The sequence below is a fragment of the Paramagnetospirillum magnetotacticum MS-1 genome, assembly GCF_000829825.1.
Classification (GTDB): domain Bacteria; phylum Pseudomonadota; class Alphaproteobacteria; order Rhodospirillales; family Magnetospirillaceae; genus Phaeospirillum; species Phaeospirillum magnetotacticum.
In genome coordinates this window covers 683,677-701,656 of sequence record NZ_JXSL01000030.1, presented here as the reverse complement: position 1 = coordinate 701,656, position 17,980 = coordinate 683,677, and the positions used below count along the sequence as shown (strand labels likewise).

General features: G+C 65.6%; 14 protein-coding genes. 10 read left to right on the top strand and 4 right to left on the bottom strand.

Annotated elements, in window-relative coordinates; translation table 11 throughout:
- The 9 genes from boxB to CCC_RS15810 all read left to right on the top strand — a co-directional run bounded on the left by boxB (window position 1) and on the right by CCC_RS15810 (window position 10,718).
- Window positions 1-1,422: a benzoyl-CoA 2,3-epoxidase subunit BoxB gene (gene boxB, locus CCC_RS15850; RefSeq protein ID WP_009871175.1), complete on the top strand. Its 1,422-nt coding sequence runs from the start codon at window positions 1-3 to the stop codon at window positions 1,420-1,422.
- 90 nt (window positions 1,423-1,512) lie between these two features.
- Entirely contained in the window at window positions 1,513-2,694 is a 1,182-nt protein-coding gene (boxA, locus tag CCC_RS15845; protein WP_009871174.1) for a benzoyl-CoA 2,3-epoxidase subunit BoxA, read from the top strand.
- Window positions 2,678-3,157, top strand: a complete 480-nt coding sequence (locus CCC_RS15840) for an acyl-CoA thioesterase (RefSeq protein WP_052473273.1) — start codon at window positions 2,678-2,680, stop codon at window positions 3,155-3,157. The genes boxA and CCC_RS15840 overlap by 17 nt, the downstream gene beginning before the upstream one ends.
- Complete coding sequence (gene paaG / locus CCC_RS15835; protein WP_009871172.1) at window positions 3,154-3,939, top strand: 2-(1,2-epoxy-1,2-dihydrophenyl)acetyl-CoA isomerase PaaG; 786 nt, start codon at window positions 3,154-3,156, stop codon at window positions 3,937-3,939. Before CCC_RS15840 ends, paaG begins: the two co-directional genes overlap by 4 nt.
- 52 nt (window positions 3,940-3,991) lie before the next feature.
- Window positions 3,992-6,091 (top strand): thiamine pyrophosphate-dependent enzyme, encoded by a 2,100-nt coding sequence (locus CCC_RS15830; protein WP_009871171.1) that lies wholly within the window; start codon window positions 3,992-3,994, stop codon window positions 6,089-6,091.
- Window positions 6,088-7,599, top strand: a complete 1,512-nt coding sequence (locus CCC_RS15825) for an indolepyruvate oxidoreductase subunit beta family protein (RefSeq protein ID WP_009871170.1) — start codon at window positions 6,088-6,090, stop codon at window positions 7,597-7,599. The genes CCC_RS15830 and CCC_RS15825 overlap by 4 nt, the downstream gene beginning before the upstream one ends.
- 115 nt (window positions 7,600-7,714) lie before the next feature.
- Complete coding sequence (locus CCC_RS15820; RefSeq protein ID WP_236686402.1) at window positions 7,715-8,656, top strand: HlyD family secretion protein; 942 nt, start codon at window positions 7,715-7,717, stop codon at window positions 8,654-8,656.
- Entirely contained in the window at window positions 8,653-9,579 is a 927-nt protein-coding gene (locus CCC_RS15815) for an ABC transporter ATP-binding protein (RefSeq protein ID WP_009871168.1), read from the top strand. The genes CCC_RS15820 and CCC_RS15815 overlap by 4 nt, the downstream gene beginning before the upstream one ends.
- Window positions 9,576-10,718, top strand: a complete 1,143-nt coding sequence (locus CCC_RS15810; protein ID WP_009871167.1) for an ABC transporter permease — start codon at window positions 9,576-9,578, stop codon at window positions 10,716-10,718. The genes CCC_RS15815 and CCC_RS15810 overlap by 4 nt, the downstream gene beginning before the upstream one ends.
- A gap of 6 nt (window positions 10,719-10,724) precedes the next feature.
- Here the strand turns inward: CCC_RS15810 and CCC_RS15805 are convergent, their stop codons facing one another.
- From CCC_RS15805 to CCC_RS15790, 4 genes are all read right to left on the bottom strand, one after another.
- Window positions 10,725-12,056, bottom strand: a complete 1,332-nt coding sequence (locus tag CCC_RS15805; RefSeq protein ID WP_041042043.1) for a methyl-accepting chemotaxis protein — start codon at window positions 12,054-12,056, stop codon at window positions 10,725-10,727.
- 11 nt (window positions 12,057-12,067) lie between these two features.
- Entirely contained in the window at window positions 12,068-12,598 is a 531-nt protein-coding gene (locus CCC_RS15800; protein WP_009869586.1) for a PAS domain-containing protein, read from the bottom strand.
- Window positions 12,599-12,678: 80 nt separating this feature from the next.
- On the bottom strand, window positions 12,679-15,711 hold the full coding sequence (locus CCC_RS15795; RefSeq protein ID WP_152619790.1) for a CHAT domain-containing protein: 3,033 nt from the start codon (window positions 15,709-15,711) through the stop codon (window positions 12,679-12,681).
- Between the two features lie 49 nt (window positions 15,712-15,760).
- The gene (locus CCC_RS15790) at window positions 15,761-17,089 is read right to left on the bottom strand and encodes an Lcl C-terminal domain-containing protein (protein WP_009869584.1); all 1,329 of its coding nucleotides are present in this window, start codon (window positions 17,087-17,089) and stop codon (window positions 15,761-15,763) included.
- A gap of 156 nt (window positions 17,090-17,245) precedes the next feature.
- Between CCC_RS15790 and CCC_RS15785 the strand changes: the two genes are divergently transcribed.
- On the top strand, window positions 17,246-17,980 hold the full coding sequence (locus CCC_RS15785; RefSeq protein WP_152619789.1) for a substrate-binding periplasmic protein: 735 nt from the start codon (window positions 17,246-17,248) through the stop codon (window positions 17,978-17,980).

The following is a 17,980-nucleotide window of genomic DNA, read 5'->3' as shown; positions in this document are numbered from 1 at the left end:
ATGTCCTCGATCAATTACGCCGAAAAGATCCCCAACAACGTCAACCTGTCCGAGGACCGGAAGCTGCAGCGCGCCCTGGAATCCTGGCAGCCCCATTATATCGACTGGTGGAAGGAGATGGGCCCCGAGGGCACGTCGACCTCCGAGATCTATCTGCGCACCGCCATTTCCGCCGAGCCCGATGGCTGGGCCCAGTTCGGCCATGTGAAGATGGAGGATTACCGCTGGGGTATCTTCCTGGCGCCGCCGGAGAAGGATCGCAAGGTCAATTTCGGCGCCCATAAGGGCGAGGCCGCCTGGCAGGAAGTGCCCGGCGAGTACCGCTCCATGCTGCGCCGCCTGATCACCGTCCAGGGCGATACCGAACCGGCCTCGGTGGAGCAGCAGCGCCTGTTGGGCAAGTGCTGCCCGTCGCTCTACGACCTCAGAAACCTGTTCCAGGTCAATGTGGAGGAAGGCCGCCATCTGTGGGCGATGGTCTATCTGCTGCACGCCCATTTCGGCAAGGATGGCCGCGAAGAGGCCGAGGAGATGCTGGCCCGGCGCTCGGGCGATGCCGACAAGCCGCGCATCCTGGGCGCCTTCAACGAGAAGACCGCCGATTGGCTGGCCTTCTTCATGTTCACCTTCATCACCGACCGCGACGGCAAGTACCAGCTTTGCGCCCTGGCGGAATCGGGCTTCGATCCCCTGTCGCGCTCCTGCCGCTTCATGCTGACCGAGGAAGCCCACCATATGTTCGTGGGGGAAAGTGGCGTGGGCCGCATCATCGAGCGCGCCTGCCAGGTGATGAAGGAGAACCGCACCGACGATGTCCGGAAATTCGGCGTCATCGACCTGCCCACCATCCAGCGCTACCTCAACTTCCACTACTCGGTGACGTCGGATCTCTACGGCGCCGAAGTCTCCACCAATGCCGCCACCTCGTACAATATGGGCATCAAGGGCCGCTATGAGGAAACCAAGATCGGCGACGATCACCAGTTGGAGAACACCACCTATTCGGTGCTGCATCCGGTGAACGGCGGTTTCCAGGCCATCGAGGTTCCGGCCTTGAACGCGCTCAACGAGCGTCTGCGTCTGGATTGGGCCGAGGACGTGGCCAAGGGCGTGGAGCGCTGGAACAAGATCATCGCCAAGCACGGCATCGACTTCAAGCTGACGCTGCCCCATCTGGCCTTCAACCGCGCCATCGGCCACTTCTCCGATATCGCGGTGGACCCCAGCGGTAAGGTCATTTCCACGGAAGAATTCGCGCGTCGCCGTGACGAGTGGCTGCCGTCGGAATCCGATCTCGCCTATGTGCTTTCGCTCATGGGCAGCGCGGTGACCAAGCCCGGCCAGTTCGCCAACTGGATCGCGCCTCCGGCCCGTGGCATCAACAATCAGGCGGTGGATTTCGACTACGTGCGGTTCGCTTAACGTCTGTTCCGTCATGGCCGGGCTTGACCCGGCCATCCATGGACCCCCGGGCCAAGCCCGGGGGTGACGAAAGAACAAAGGATCCGGGCCATGGAACTCAAGCGACAGCATCTCATCGACCCGGTGGTCTGCATCCGCTGCAATACCTGCGAGGAAGCCTGTCCGGTTGATGCCATCACCCATGACGGCACCAATTACGTGGTGTCATTCGACAAGTGCACCGGCTGTCGCACCTGCGTCTCGCCGTGTCCCACCGGAGCCATCGACAACTGGCTGCTGGTGGACCAGCCCTGGAGCATTGACGACCAGTTCGGCTGGGATGAACTGCCCCTGGGTCAGACCGGTCCCGGCCCGGCCGAGCCCGCCCCCTTGCCCCCCGGCGAGGTGAGCGATCTGCTGGCCGCGGCCACTTCCACCACCGGCCCATCCGTGCCGCCACCGGCCAGCGCGTCCAAGCCCTATTTCAACCTCTATTCCCGCGACAAGCCGGTGACGGCGCGCGTGGCGGGCAATATGCGCATCACCGGCGAGGGCGCCGAATCCGACATCCACCATGTGGTGCTGGATTTCTCGCACAACGCCTTTCCTTTTCTCGAGGGCCAGAGCATCGGCATCGTGCCGCCCGGCGTTGACGCCAAGGGCCGCGCCCACAATATCCGCCTCTACTCCATCGCCTCGCCCAGGGAAGGCGAGCGGTCGGGCTGCAACAATCTGGCGCTGACGGTGAAACGGGTGGCGGGCGGCGTCGGCTCCAATTATGTCTGCGACCTGAAGAAGGGCGACGAGGTAAGCGTGGCCGGTCCCTTCGGCCAGGCCTTCCTGATGCCCGACGACCCACACGCCAATATCATCATGATCTGCACCGGCACCGGCTCGGCGCCGTTTCGCGCCTTCACCGAGCGCCGCCGCAGGAATGCCGCCGACGCGCCGGGCAAGCTGATGCTGTTCTTCGGGGCGCGCACGCCGGAGGAGCTTCCCTATTTCGGCCCGCTGATGAAGCTGCCCAAAAGCCTGATCGACGTGAATCTGGCCTTCTCGCGCGTGGCGGATCAGCCCAAGCAATACGTCCAGGACAAGCTGCGCGAGCGCGCCGACGATCTGGCCGCCCTGCTGGCTTCGCCCCAAACCCACATCTTCATCTGCGGCCTGAAGGGCATGGAGCAGGGCAGCGACGAGGCCTTCGCCGATATCTGCCGTCTGCATGGCCTGGACTGGGCGGGCCTGCGCCCCAAGATGCGCGAAGAAGGGCGCTATCATGTCGAAACCTATTGAGCTGGAAGAGATTGAGGCCATCGAAGGCGGCGTGTTCATTCACCGCCGCCGGGTCCATTTCGGCGATTCCGACGCGGCGCGCATCGTCTATACGCCCCGCTTCCTGGAATACGCCATGGAGGCGCTGGAGGTCTTCATGGCCGATGTCATCGGCTATGACTGGTACACCATCAACAAGGAACACGGCTTCGGCACGCCCTTCGTCAAGATCGGCATGGAGATCAAATCGCCGCTTCGGCCCGGCGACCGGGTGGATATCTCGGTCCTGGTGGACAGGGTGGGGGGCTCTTCCATTCATTTCCGCACCATCGGCGCGCGGGGTGACGGCGTGGTGGCCTTCGAGACCAGTTTCGTCTGTGTCGTCGCCGATCAGGAAAAGGTGAAGGCGGTTCCCATGCCCGGTCCCATGCGCGAACGCCTGGAAGCCTATCGCACCCGGCTGGTGGAGGTTGCGGCCCAATGAGCGAGACCATCCTGGTCGCCCGCAGCGGCGACGTCACCACCATCACCTTGAACCGGCCCGAACGCATCAACGCCTTCAATGTGGAGATGCATGGGGCCTTGGCCGCCGCCATCGCCCATGTGGCCGAAGACGGCACCCGCTGTCTGGTGCTGACCGGGGCGGGCAAGGGGTTCTGCGCTGGCCAAGACCTTTCCGACCGGGTGTCCAAGCCCGGCGATCCGCCGCCCGATCTGGGGGCGTCGCTGGATGCGCGCTATAATCCGCTGATCCGCTCCTTGAAGGCGCTGTCCATGCCGGTGGTGGCCGCCGTCAACGGCATCGCCGCCGGAGCCGGGGCCAATCTGGCTTTGGCCTGCGACATTGTCGTCGCGGCCAAATCCGCCGCCTTCGTCCAAAGCTTCTGCAAGGTGGGGCTGATCCCCGATTCCGGAGGAACCTGGACCCTGCCGCGTTTGGTGGGGGCGGCGCGTGCCACCGCCCTGATGATGCTGGGCGATAAAGTGAGCGCCGAACAGGCGGTCCAGTGGGGCATGATCTGGGCCTTTGTCGAGGACGATCAGTTGCTGACCACCGTTTTGGCCATGGCCGCCCAACTGGCGGCCCAGCCCACACAGGGACTGGCCCTGATGAAGAAGGCCCTAGCCCGCTCGGGGGCCAACACGCTTGATGCTCAACTTGACCTGGAACGCGATCTCCAGGCCGAGGCCGGGCGGACCCAGGACTATTCTGAAGGGGTGCGGGCCTTCATGGAAAAGCGCGCCCCCAAGTTCCTGGGGCGATGATTCTTAGATGTATCATTCCTACATGTAACGGGAATGACTTCAGGAGGGCGGCATGGCCGAACGGTCGTTCCAGCATGAAATCGGTTTGCTGCGCTTGGGCGAAGGCGAGACCTTCCGGGGTGAGGGCATCCTGGCGGTCACCAAGGCCCTGCTTCAATCGGGTGTCACCTACGTTGGTGGTTACCAAGGCGCACCCGTCTCCCACCTGATGGATGTGCTGATCGACGCCGAGGATCTCTTGGCCGAGTTGGGCGTGCATGTGGAGGCCGCCACCAACGAAGCGGGCGCCGCCGCTCTGCTGGCCGCCTCACTTGCCTATCCGGTCCGGGGTGCCGTCACCTGGAAGTCGGTGGTGGGCACCAATGTAGCCTCGGATGCGCTGTCCAATCTGGCCTCGCCCGGGGTGATCGGCGGCGCGCTGATCATCATCGGCGAGGATTACGGCGACGGGGCCAGCGTCATTCAGGAGCGCAGCCACGCCTTCGCCATGAAGTCGTCCCTGTGGCTGTTGGACCCGCGTCCCCATCTGCCCAGCATAGTGCGCATGGTAGAGAAAGGCTTCGAACTGTCCGAAGCCTCCAACACGCCGGTCATGGTGGAACTGCGCATCAAGGCCTGCCACGTCACCGGCAGCTTCGAGACCAAGGCCAACAAGGCGGGAGCCGGATTGCAAACCCCCGCCGCCTTCGATTATGGGCGGCTCTCCCATCCGCCATCGACCTTCGCCCACGAAGCCGCCAAGGTGGAGCACCGGCTGCCCGCCGCGCGTGCCTTTATCCGGGAAAACAAGCTGAACGAGCTTTTCCCCGGCACAAGGTCGGATGTGGGCATCATCGTCCAGGGTGGCCTCTATAATTCCCTGATGCGGGCACTTTCCAAGCTGGGTCTCGCCGATGCCCTGGGGAATTCCCAGATTCCCATCTATTGCCTCAACGTCACTTGGCCCCTGGTGCCGGAGGAAGTTTCGGACTTCTGCGCGGGCAAAGAGGCCGTGCTGATGGTCGAGGAGGGCACGCCGGAATATCTGGAACAGACCCTGTCGCTGATGATGCGCCAAGCCGACATCCAAACCCGGCTTTCGGGCAAGGACTGCCTGCCTCAGGCGGGCGAATACACCGCCGATGTGCTGGCCGCCGGGTTGGCCAAATTCTTAGGCTCGGAGCCCGCCCAGGCCATCGTCAATGCGGTTGACGCCCATGGCAAGGCGGCGGCGGCCCTGCTGGACAAGGATCTGCCGGGCCGTCCGCCGGGCTTTTGCACCGGCTGCCCTGAACGCCCGGTGTTCAGCGCGCTGAAACTGGCGCAAAAGGAGATCGGCCAGACCCATGTTTCCGCCGATATCGGCTGTCATTCCTTCGGCACCCTGCCGCCCTTTTCCATGGGCAATTCCATTCTGGGCTTCGGCATGAGCCTGGCCTCGGCGGCGGCCATCAGTTCGGTGACCGGCAAGCGTCCGGTGGCGGTGATGGGCGATGGCGGCTTCTGGCATAACGGCATCATCTCAGGGGTCGCAGGCTCGCTGTTCAACAAGGGTGACGGCGTGCTGGTCATCTTGCAGAACGGCTATACCTCGGCGACGGGGCAGCAATTCATGCCGTCGACCCTGGCCGAGGGGCACCGCAACGAGACTCCCATGGATATCGAGGCGACGCTGAAGGTCATGGGGGTGAAGTGGCTGAAGAAGGTGCGCTCCTACTCGGTCGCCACCATGCGCGAGACGTTGAAGGACGCCATCAAGGGCGCGGGCAAGGGCCTGCGCGTCATCATCGCCGACGGCGAGTGCCAACTGGCCCGCCAACGTCGTGTGAAGGCCGAGGACGCGGCAAAACTGAAAGCAGGCGAGCGGGTGGTCCGGGTGCGCTATGGCGTCGACGACGATATCTGCTCCGGCGACCACGCCTGCATCCGCCTGTCGGGCTGCCCGTCGCTCACCATCAAGCCCAATCCCGACCCCTTAAGAGACGACCCCGTGGCCTCGGTGATCCCGTCTTGCGTCGGCTGCGGCTTGTGCGGCGAGGTGGCCCATGCCGCGGCGCTCTGTCCCTCCTTCTGGCGGGCCGAAGTGATTCAGAACCCCAACCGCTTCGATCTCTGGCTGGACGGGCTGCGCCGCCGGGTCATCGGCTGGATGCAGAAAGGAGCGCGCGCATGAGCCCGGTTTCGCGGCCCATCTGCATCGTCGTGGCCGCCATGGGCGGCGAGGGCGGCGGTGTTCTCACCGACTGGATCGTCGAGGCAGCCCATGCCTCGGGCCTGGCGGTGCAAAGCACTTCGGTGCCGGGCGTGGCCCAGCGCACCGGGGCCACCACCTATTACGTGGAGATCTTCCCCACGCCCCTGGCCGAACTGGGCGAGGCCAGGCCGATTCTGGCCCTGTCGCCGTCCTTGGGCGAGGTGGACCTGATCGTCGCCACCGAGTTGATGGAGGCGGCGCGCAGCGTGGCGCGCGGCTGGGCCGACCCCACGCGCACTCACCTTATCGCGTCCAGCCACCGGGTCCATGCGGTGGCCGAGAAGATGGAGATGGGCGATGGCCGTTATGACCTTGATCACCTGAAATCCGCCATCATGGCGGGAAGCCGGGACCAACTGCTGTTCGACATGGAGCAGGCGGCGAGGCAAGCGGGCTGCATCGTCAATGCCGTGCTGCTGGGCGCCGTGGCGGGCAGCGGAGTGCTGCCCATATCGCCCGAGGTTTTCGAAGCGCAGATCGTGGCTTCGGCCAAGATGGTGGAGAGCAATCTTCGTGGCTTCCGCTTGGGATTCCAGGCGGCGCGGGGCGAGATTCCCGCCGAGGAGGCCGGCTCCCACAAGCGTCCCCATGCCCAGGTGGCGGGCGCGGAACTGGTGGCGGCCCGGCTGGGCTTCCTGCCCGACGAGGCCCGTGTTCTGGCCGAGGAAGGGGTGAAGCGCCTGGCCGCCTATCAGGATGCCCGCTATGCCGGGCTGTATGTGGAACGCCTGCGCACCCTGTCTGCCGCCAGTACCGATCCGGCCCTGTTGGCCCGCATGGCCAGGCATCTGGCGGTGCGCATGTCCTTCGAGGATGTGATCCATGTGGCACGGCTGAAGACCGATCCCGCCCGCATGCAGCGCATCCGCGACGAAATCTCCGCCCGTCCCGGCCAGCCGGTGGTGGTGAAGGATTTCCTCAAGCCCGGCCTGGAGGAGGTTTGTGCCCTACTGCCCGGCTTCCTGGCGCGAAGAATCCTCGATGCCGCTCATCAAGGCGGTTGGGCGGGTAAGGCGGCCTGGGGGCGGCAAATCAACGCCAATGGAATCTTCGGTTTCGCCACGCTTCGCCTTCTGGCGGCCATGAAGCCCTGGCGCCGCCATTCCTACCGCTTTGCCCAGGAACAGGCGGGGATCGAGGATTGGCTGGCGGCGGTGAGTGATGCCGCTCGCCGCTCGCCCGCTTTGGGCCTCGAAGTGGCCGAATGCGCCCGCCTGATCAAGGGCTATGGCGAGACCTGGGTGCGCGGCACCGCCAATTTCCTACGTATCCGCGCCCAGGTGATCGCACCCGCCGCCAACGGTCTGTGGCCGCTGGACTTCGCCCTGGACGCCATCGCCAATGCGCGTGCCGCCGCCCTGGCCGACCCGGAGGGCAAGGGGCTGGAGCGTACATTGATGGCCATCGCGGAAAAGGCGGCGGCATAGGACGGTGTTCAAGCGAAGGATGAGGGTGTATTTTTCTCGTCATTGCCGGGCTTGACCCGGCAATCCATGGATGCCCGGATCAAGTCCGGGCATGACGCAGAAAAGTTACTCCGTCGTGCGGACATTCCTCCCAGTCTTTGCCCTCTGCCTGCTTCCCGCCCTGGCTTTGGCCGAGCCGCTTCGGCTGCAAGGCTATGTGGAGGGGGACTATGTGCGCGTCGCGCCCACCGGGGCCGGGACCTTGGCCAAGGTCATGGTGCGCGAGGGCGACACGGTCGCCGAGGCGGCTCCGCTTTTCGCCCTGGATACGGTGATCGAACTGGCGGCGCGCGATCAGGCCCAGGCCGATCTGGACCGCGCCGAGGCGCAACTGGCCGATCTGCACAAGGGCAAGCGGCCCGACGAGTTGAAATCCATCGCCGAGCAGAAGGCCCAGGCCGACGCCGCCCTTCGCCTGTCCGAGGTGACCTTAACGCGCCAGGATGTTCTGGCCCGCAATGACTATGCCTCGCGCGCCCGTCTGGACGAGGCCAGGGCGGCGCTGGACCGCGACCGTGCCCAGGTGCGCAGGCTGGAGGCCGAATATCGCACGGCCCTGCTGGGCGCGCGCCCCGACGAGATCGCGGCGCAAGAGGCCCTGGTGGGGCAAAAGCGCCTGGAACTGGCCAAGGCCGACAAGCGTCTGGCCGACCTCGCCCCCAAGGCGCCCGCCGAGTCCCTGGTGGAGAAAGTCTATTACCGCGTGGGTGAGTTCGTCGCCGCCGGTCAGCCGGTGGTGTCGCTGCTGCCGCCCGGCAATGTCAAACTGGTGTTCTTCCTGCCCGAACCTCGGTTGGGGGCGCTGAAGCCCGGCGATCGCGTTTCCTATACCTGCGACCGCTGTGCGCCGGGCGAGGCGCGGGTGTCGTTCATTTCCACCCAGGCGGAATACACGCCTCCAGTGATCTATTCGGTGGAAAGCCGCGACAAGCTGGTCTTTCGCGTCGAGGCCAGGGGAGGCGCGCCCTTGGCCCTCAATCCCGGCCAGCCGGTGGACATCGTGGTGCCGGAAAAGTGACCACGGCAGCGGCCATCGACGTGGTGGGGCTGGAAAAGCGCTTTTTGGGCCGCGCCGTGGTCCGCAACTTTTCCATCCGGGTGCCCAGGGGGCGCATCTTCGGCTTTTTAGGGCCCAACGGATCGGGCAAGACCACCACCATCCGCATGCTGTGCGGGCTCTTGACCCCCGATGCGGGGCGCGGCACCTGCCTCGGCCTCGATATCCGCACCCAGGCCACCGAGATCAAGCGGCGCGTCGGCTACATGACCCAGCGCTTCTCGTTCTACGAGGACCTGACCATCGCCGAGAATCTGGATTTCGTCGCCCATGTCTATGGCCTCGACCAGCGCAAGCGGCGGGTGGACGAGGCGCTGGAGGAACTGGGCCTGGCCCAGCGCCGCCGTCAGTTGGCGGGCACCTTGTCGGGAGGCTGGAAGCAGCGTCTGGCTCTGGCGGCTTGCGTGCTGCACGAGCCCGAGCTTCTGCTGCTCGACGAGCCCACCGCCGGGGTGGACCCCAAGGCGCGGCGTGATTTCTGGGACCATATCCACCGGCTGGCGGCGGGCGGCATGACCGTGCTGGTCAGCACCCATTACATGGACGAGGCCGAGCGCTGCCACGAAATCAGCTATCTGGCCTATGGCCGCCTGATGGTGCGTGGCACGGTGGCCGAGGTCATCAAGGGCTCGGGCCTGATCACCTGGCTGGTGGAAGGCGACGGCGCCGACCGGCTGGCATCAAGCATGGAGGGGAGGCCCGGTATCGCCATGGCGGCGCCGTTCGGCAATGCGCTGCATGTGAGCGGTACCGACGCGGCCGCGCTGGAAGCGGCCATCGCGCCCTGGCGCCACCAACCGGCTTTGGTGTGGAGCCGCACCGAACCCAGTCTGGAGGATGTCTTCATCCACCTGATGGGGCAGGCGGAGGACAATTACCGATGAGCGGCGCTTCCTCCTTCTCCTGGTCGCGCCTTCATGCGGTGATGATCAAGGAGGTCATCCAGATGCGCCGCGACCGTCTCACCTTCGCCATGATGGTGCTGGTGCCGCTGTTGCAATTGGTGCTGTTCGGTTATGCCATCAATTCCGATCCCAAGGGCCTGCCCACCCTGGTCCAGGTCCAGGAGAACGGCCCCTTCGCCCGCGCCCTGGTGGCGGGGCTGCGCAACTCGTCCTATTTCCGCATTGTCGGCGAGGTTCATTCCGATGCCGAGGCGGAAAAGGGTCTGGCCACAGGCGATGCCCAGTTCGTGGTGACCATTCCGGCGGGTTTCGAGGCCGCCCTGGTGCGGGGAGAGCGTCCCACTCTGTTGCTGGAGGCCGATGCCACCGACCCGGCGGCGGCGTCCAACGCGGTGGCGGCGGCGGGCGCTCTGATGCGCAACGTGCTGGATTCCGAGTTGACCGGGCCGCTTGCCCATATGAAGGGCCAGCCCGATCCGGTCGATCTCAGGGTCCACCGGCGCTATAACCCGGAAGGCATCACCCAGTACAATATCGTGCCCGGCCTGATGGGGGTGATCCTCACCATGACCATGGTCATGATGACCGCCCTGGCGGTGACGCGCGAACGCGAGCGCGGTACCATGGAAAACCTCCTGGCCATGCCGGTGCGGCCCGCCGAAGTGATGGTGGGCAAGATCCTGCCCTATATCGGGGTGGGCTATGTGCAGGTGGTGGTGATCGTCGCCTCGGCCCGCTGGCTGTTCGGAGTGCCGCTGGTGGGCAGTCTGACCTTGCTGTCGGTGGCGCTTTTGCTGTTCATCGCGTCTAATCTGACGGTGGGGTTCACCTTTTCCACCGTGGCCAAGAACCAGCTTCAGGCCATGCAGATGAGCTTCTTTTTCTTCCTGCCGTCCATTTTGCTGTCGGGCTTCATGTTCCCGTTCCGGGGCATGCCGGTCTGGGCCCAATGGGTGGGCGAGATCTTTCCGCTGACCCATTTCCTGCGGGTGGTGCGCGGCATTTTGCTCAAAGGCAACGGCGTCGCGGAAATCTGGCCCGAGATGTGGCCGATCATCGCCTTCGTGGGCTTGAGCGCCGCCCTGGCCATGAAGCAGTACCGGCAGACCTTGGACTAACCAGCCCTACCGCACCTTGCTGACATAGGCGTTGACCTCGGCGTTCAGCTCTTCCACCACCTTGGAGAGCGCGCGGGCGCTCCAGATGACGCGCACCGTGCCGCCGCAGGCCTGGGCGGTGGATTGCGACAGATGGGCCACGTTCTCGGAGACTTCCGAGGCCTTGGCCGCAACTTCGTCGATATGGGCGGAGATGTCGCGGGTCACCGCTTCCTGCTCCTGCACCGCGCCCGCGATGGCCGAGGCGATGCCGTCGATGGTGCGGATGGTGGCGACCACGCCTTCCACGCCAGCGGCGGCGGCCTGGGCGGCACCCTGGACGGCGCCCACCTGGCGCGAGATGTCCTCGGTGGCCTTGGCGGTCTGGTTTGCCAGATGCTTGACCTCGTTGGCCACCACGGCGAAGCCCTTGCCCGCCTCGCCCGCGCGGGCCGCCTCGATGGTGGCGTTCAAGGCCAGGAGATTGGTCTGGGCGGCGATGTCGTTGATCAGTTGCACCACCACGCCGATCTGGCTGACCGAATCGGCAAGGCCGTTCATGCGTTCCACCGTCTCGCCGATATCGGCGACGGCGTTCTGGGCGACCGAGGCCGATTGGGTCACCTGCTGGGCGATCTCGTTGATGGCCTGGGCCAACTGGCGGGTGGAATCCGAGACGGCCGAGGCCAGTTGGGTGGTGGTCTCCGCCGCCTCGCCCACGGTGATGGAACGCCCGCCGGCGCTTTCCGAGCGGCCCGCCATGGTCTGGGCGGTGCGGCCGATTCCGGTGGTGGCGCTGGCCACCTGGGAGACCATGTCGTGGACGTTCTTTTCGAAGGCGTGGGTTTCCTGGTCGCGGGCGTCCATATCGCCCAGCACCTTGTTGATCATCTCGGCATAGGTGCTGTAATCGCCGCGCAGTCCCTGAAGGGGGATATAGCGGAAATACTCCTTGGCGCCCGCCCGCTTCATGGCGGCGCCGGTATCCTTGGCGAATTCCTCGGTGAGGTCGAGCACATGGTTGAGGCCGTTCAGCATGCGGCCCAGCTCGTCCTTGCGGCCGATGCGCAGCACCCGGATATTGAGATCGCCCTTGGCGGCCTGTTGCGCCGTGGCGGCGCCGCGTTCGATCAGGCCAAGCACTGTGAAGACTTCGCGCAGAACCAGTACCGACACCACGGCCAGTAAGGCCCCGGCCAGGATCAGCGCCACCAGGGCGCCCACAGCGAAACCGGTCGCGCCCTCCGAGGCGAGCAGGCGCCAAAGGGCGGCGATCGCCACCAGCCCGATGACGGCCACGGCGGCGCCCACCATGAATGCGGCGGTATTGGTCCGGCCACGCAAGCTCGGATTGGACATGCCTTAATCTCCTACCGGCTGATGGTCATGACCAGACGGTCATAGCTGTCGAATCCGAGATCACCGATGGTCTTGACCAGGGCGGCGAAGCTCTGTTCCACGCCCTGCTTGCGGTCAGCAGCGCTGTTTTCGATTCCCAGCAGGGTCTCGTAGAGCGGCTTGACGGTGGCGATGGCCTCGGGCTTGGGGACGCGGCGGTTGGAATGATAGCCCACCATCTTGCCGGTCTGATCGTAGCAGGGCGTCACATGGGCGAAGACCCAATAATGATCGCCGTTCTTGGCCCGGTTGATCACATAGGCGAAGACCTCGTGGCCCAGGGCGATGCGGTCCCACAGAAACTTGAAGACGCAGCGCGGCATGGCCGGATGGCGTAAGATGGAATGCGGCGCGCCCAGCAGTTCTTCCTCGGTATAGCCGCTGATCCCCAGGAACACGTCGTTGGCGTAGGTGATCTTTCCCGTCAGATCAGTCTTGGAGACGATGACGTCATCCCACTGAAAGGTTCGCTCCACGTTGGAGAGCGATCGGTCGATGGCCATGGTGGCGCCTTCCGTCCCTGAAAATTATTATGATCGTATTCTTTCAGCGAAGATAAGGCCAACCGGTGCGTGCGGCAAGCTCAGCCTCCGCCTCCGCCGTCGCCAACCAGAGAAAACGGCGCCCAGAACGTGGGATGGGCATAGGAGAACTGCTCCTTGCCCGCTCCATCCAGGGGGCCGGGCCCGTCCATCAGGGCCAGCATGGCCTGACGCAGGGCCTGGGCCCGCGTCAGGGCCGGATCACCGGCCTGGCGGCGGAACAGATCGGTGGTGAGCATGCGGGCCGAGGTGGTTTCCACCGGCCAGTTGCTGACCAGCAGGGCGCGGGTCCCGGCATAGAAGAAGGCGCGGCCCAGCCCCGAGACCGCCTCGGCCCCGGCGCCCTCTCCGGCGGCGGTGTTGCAGGCCGACAGAACCACCCAGTCGGCGTCCAGCTTCAGCCCCATGATCCGCTCCATGGTCAACACGCCAGCCGAGCCGTCCCCGCTCACCTCGGGCGAGGTCAGCGCCAGGGCGGGCTGGTCCAGGCCCACAAGGTCGCCGGGGATCAGCCCATGGGTGGCGAACATGACGATCCGCCATTGGGAGAGGTCGAGGCTGCGGACCCTGGCTTCGCTGGCGCGGGTCTGCAGGAAGATGTCGCGCTCGGGATCGGCGCCCAGGACGCGGGCGATGCTCGACACTTCCTCGGCGGTATCGGGCAGGCGGGGCAGCTGCGCCAGTTCGGCGGTGAAGTCCGGTCCCGGCTTGGGCGCCGAGCGGCGCTTGACGCCCCGTTGGGTGGCGGCGGCGGGCGGGGCCTCATCCATCTGATCCTTGGCGAACAGGGGGTCGCCGAAGGCGATGAAGGCGCGGCGCGGCGTCTTGCGCTCGGGCAGGGCGCGCAAGGTGGTCAGCGCGCCCGCCGAGGGCAACTGGGCGATGGCCACTTTGCGCGCCAGCCAGGGCACGTCGCGGTATTTGGCGAAAAGCGGCCCACCCGCTTTACCGCCCACCTTGGGCGGGGAGGCGGTGGGCAGCAGGGCCAGGGGCAATTGCCCCAGCGGCCCATGGGGGACGGTGAACAGGGTGGTGGCCTTGGCCCAGGCGGGCTCGGTGGGGGCGATGGACGCCGCATAAAGCTTCCAGGCGCTGTCCAGGTCGAAATCGGGAATCTCGTCGATGCCGCTGATGGACAGGTCCAGGGCTCGGCGCAAGGCCTTGACCTGGGCCTCGAGGGCGACGCGGCCCAGGGGCGTTGCGGCCATGCGGGTCTCGCCCGAGGCCGGGACCGCCCAGACATAGAGCCGGTCGTCGGCGCTATAGAAGGCCAGCATGGCCTCGTCGGAGCGCAGGCGGGCCTGAACATCGGCCACGGTGGTGGGAGGGGCGTTCAGCATCCGTGCGTATTCAGGAAATTTTGCGGCCATCCGGCGAAGACCGTCGGCGCGATCGCTGCGGAGGTCCTTGATCCGCTTTTTCAGGGATGAGATGGCGTCGGAATCCAAATCCTCGGCCCGCGCGCTGATGGCATTGGCCAGCATTCCGTTCAGGGCCGAGATCTGCTTTTCCGCATCCTGGGCGTGCCGCGCCAGTTGGGCCAGGGCCGGGTCGGCCGCGGCGGCCCGCACCGCCGAGGCGGCCAGGGCCCGCTGGACCGAACGGCCGCGCGCCGCATCGGCCAGACGGAAGCTTTCCGCGATGGCCTCGGCGCCTCCACTCTTGAGCAGCAGGGCCATATCGGCTTCGAGGATCAGGCGCAGCTTCTGATCGCGGGCCTGATTGCCGGTTTCCTCGTCTTCGTCGTCGCGGCCTTCCACCAGCCGCGGAATCGCCTTGGCGAAATGCTCTTTCGCCTCGCCGTCGCGGCCCAGCGCCGCCAGGGACGCCGCCATGAAGCCCCGCGCCTGGGCGGTGTCGTAATGCTCGTCGCCCAGGCGCTTGGCAAAGGATTCCCATGTGCGCGAGAACAGCCGCAGCGCCTCCTCGGCGCCGCCGGTCTTGAGCATGGCCAGGGCATAGTTGGAATTCTGGGTGATGAAGGCCTCCAACCCTTCCGGATCTTCGGCATAGGCTTCGCGCATAGTGTCGAATTCCGTGCGGGCCTCGGCCCAGCGGTATTGGGAGGCCAGGATGTCGGCCAGCACGCCGCGCGATCCCCCCTTGCCCGCCACGCCAGCGGCCTGGGTGACGTCGAGTCCCTTACGGGCCAGGGCCTCGCCCTCCTTCAGCCGCCCTTGCTCGGCGATGATGCGGCCTAGGGAAACAAGGCCGAATCCGGTGCGCTGCGAGGTGACACCCACGGTGCTTTGAAAGATGTTGAGTGCGATGCGGGCTTCGTTTTCCGCCTCGGCCAGACGGCCTTGCTGGCGCAGATTCTCTGCCAGTTGGGCGTGGCGGTTGCCGACGATATAGGTCCCCCTGGTGTTGGGAGCGTCTTCGTAATTGGCGATGACCCGGCGGATCTTGGGTTCGGCCTCGGCCAGCTTGCCTTCGGCCACGGATACGGCGATGTCGCAGCGCAGTTCGTTGACTTGGCGCCAGGTGGCGGCATTCAGATTGCGCTCGGATCGTTCCGTCGCCGCCCGGCCCGAGGCGATACGGCATTCGTCTCGAGTCTGGCGCGCACCGTCGGCATTGCCCAGCTTGGCGTAGCCCTCGGCGATCAGGGCCAGGTTGCGCACCACCAGATTGGTGGAGTCTGTGCTCTTGATGGCTTCGCGATACGAGGCGATGGAGGGGGCGATGCGGCCCAGATTACCCTCGGCCTGGGCCAGATTGTAGAAGATATCCGCCCTGAGATTGCCGTTGGGGGCGACCAGATGAGAGGCTTTGCGGTAGTTTTTCAGCGCCTCCAACTGGCGGCCCAGCTCGGTGGCGGCATTGCCGCGCTGGTAATAGATCTCGGCCTGGGTGGCAGGGTCCTGGCCATCCGGCTCGGGCTCGGCCAGTTTGGCGGCGGCGCGGGCCCGTCTTTCGGGATTGCTGAGCAGGGAATCGTCGAGAAGCCTGTCGGCCGAGGCCTCTGTGGCCTTGCGCTGCATGTGGCCGCCCTCATCCGACTGCGCCTGGGCGGACAGGCCCGGCAAGACGGCCAGTACGAAAGCGGCCATGAGAAAGAGCCGTGACGTCATCTCAGCTTTCCTTCTGCCAGATCGGCGGCCCTCGTCTGGTGCTATGTTGTCACGATCCGCCACGAACGCAACGGGCCGTGTTGTAGATTCGGAGTACATCGCCCTGGGGACCTGCGCCGCGGGGCAGGCGGGATTCGTCTCCACTCTTGGGGCTGCTGCGTTGGGCTCCGGCCCCATGTACGTCCAGAAGGCGCATCTCCCCTTGTTCCTCCGGGCCGGGTCTGCCGAAGCCGGGGCCGCCCATGGGGGCACCTCCGGGTGGGGGACCAAATCCTCCGCCCCCAGGTCCGCCTCGCCGCCCCATCCATCCGCCGGCGCGTCCAAAGGCGATGTAGACGGCGAAATCACCCATCACCCGTCCGTCCAGATGGGTCGTCGACGTCCAGGCATAGGGCCAGTCTCGCCGACCGAGGTCATCGGTCATGGCGGTTATGGCGAAAACCTGAGCGATGGCGGCCGAGTTGGTGACGTCGGGGGCACGGGAATAATCGACGATGGAGTGGAGTTCCTTGGCGGTGGGCAGCCGCCAATCGGTGCGCCCTGCGAAATTCAGCCCGGAACAGAACGCCAGTGCTTCGCGCCAGTCGAGGCGGCCGTCCCGCCGGGCCGTTCCGGCCATCGCATCGCGGAACACCCCGTCACCGCTGTCCGCCTGTGTCCAGGTCAGGCCGGTGGCGCGGTCGCTGACGGTGCCATCGCCGTTGTCGGCGAAATCATTGCGGCCGTAATCAGGATTTCCGCGCACGAAGCGGGCGTACCAGACACGCCGCCCCGGTCCGCCGTTCTGGGGATAGCCCTTGATGCGGCCGTCGGCGAAATTGACTCCGAAAAAGGCTTTCTCGCCGCCCATCACCGTCCCCACATAGGCTGTACGGGTCAGGTATTGAGCGTCGATGAAGCGTCCCTGGGCTGGATATTCGAAAGCAAAGGCGCGGGTGTCCAGATAGGGCCTGGCATCGGCGGGAGCCCCGGTCTGCCCGGGCCAGCCCCTGCCGGTGGAGCCATCGAAGCGGATCAGCGAGTACAGTTCCTTGATGGTGGGAACCCGCCAATCGGCATGGCCGCCGGTTCGTGCCTTGGCGGCCTCGGCCTCGGCCTCGGCAAAGCCCAGCTTGCGGAATCCCTTTTCCCACATCAGGCCGGTGACCGGGTCAAAGACGGTTCCGTCGCCATTGTCGCGGTAGGACGGGGCCGATGATGGGCGCTGGCCATCTTGTCCCCAAAAGGGCGCTTCCTTGGCAAGGGGGCAGGAGGCCGCGCCGTGATTGTCGTAACAGCCCGTCTGGCCGGTGCCGGCAATGGAATAGGGGCGCTCTCCGGCCCAGGCCGACCCCAGGAAAATTCCGCTCAGAATGGCGGTCGAGATGAGGTGGCGCATGAAGAACCCTCCCTGGTCCGCCGGACTCCCCCGGCCATGGTGTCACGATCCGCCGCGAACGCAACGGGGGAACGCAATGCCATCATCTAGCCATTGACGGATTGTCGGGCATGGGGTCCCATTCAACGTTTGGTGAATGCCGGTATTGAGGTGGAAATGCGCCGCATCTGGATGTTGTCGCTGCTGCTCGCCCTGCCCGTGAATGCGCGGGAGGTGACGGTGGGGGTCGGCCTGTCCCTCTCACCCTATGTGATTCCCGAACAATTGCGCGGCATGGAATACGACATCGCCAAAGGGGCTCTGGCCCTGGAAGGCCATGAGATGAAGCCGGTCTTTCTGCCGCTTGGGCGGGTGGCCAAGGCCCTGGACGGCGGCCAGATGGACGCCGCCATGACCCAGCGCCCCGGAACCCTGGCGGGCTTGGTCTATTCCGAGGTCTATATCACCTACCGCAATTACGCCATCACCCTTGCATCCCGCGCCTTGAGCATCGAGCGCCTTGAGGATCTGGCGGGAAAGTCGGTCCTGGCCTTCCAGCGGGCGACGGCGTATCTCGGGCCGGAATTCAAGGCGGTGGCGGATGCCAATCCCAGCTACCGCGAAGAATCCAATCAGGTGATCCAGCCTCTGCTGCTCTATAAGGGACGGGTGGATGTGGTGGTGGCCGACCGCAATATCTTCGACTGGTTCGCCAATCAGCCCGAGGTCAGGGACAAGGTCGATACCGGCCAGAAGGTGGTCTATCACCCGCTGTTTCCGCCGACCGATTACCGGATGGCCTTTCGCGACCCAACCCTGCGCGACGCTTTCAATCACGGACTGGCGCGGCTTAAGGCCGAGGGCGAATACGACCGTATCGTCGCCCGCTATTCCAAGGCCGCGGTAAAATAG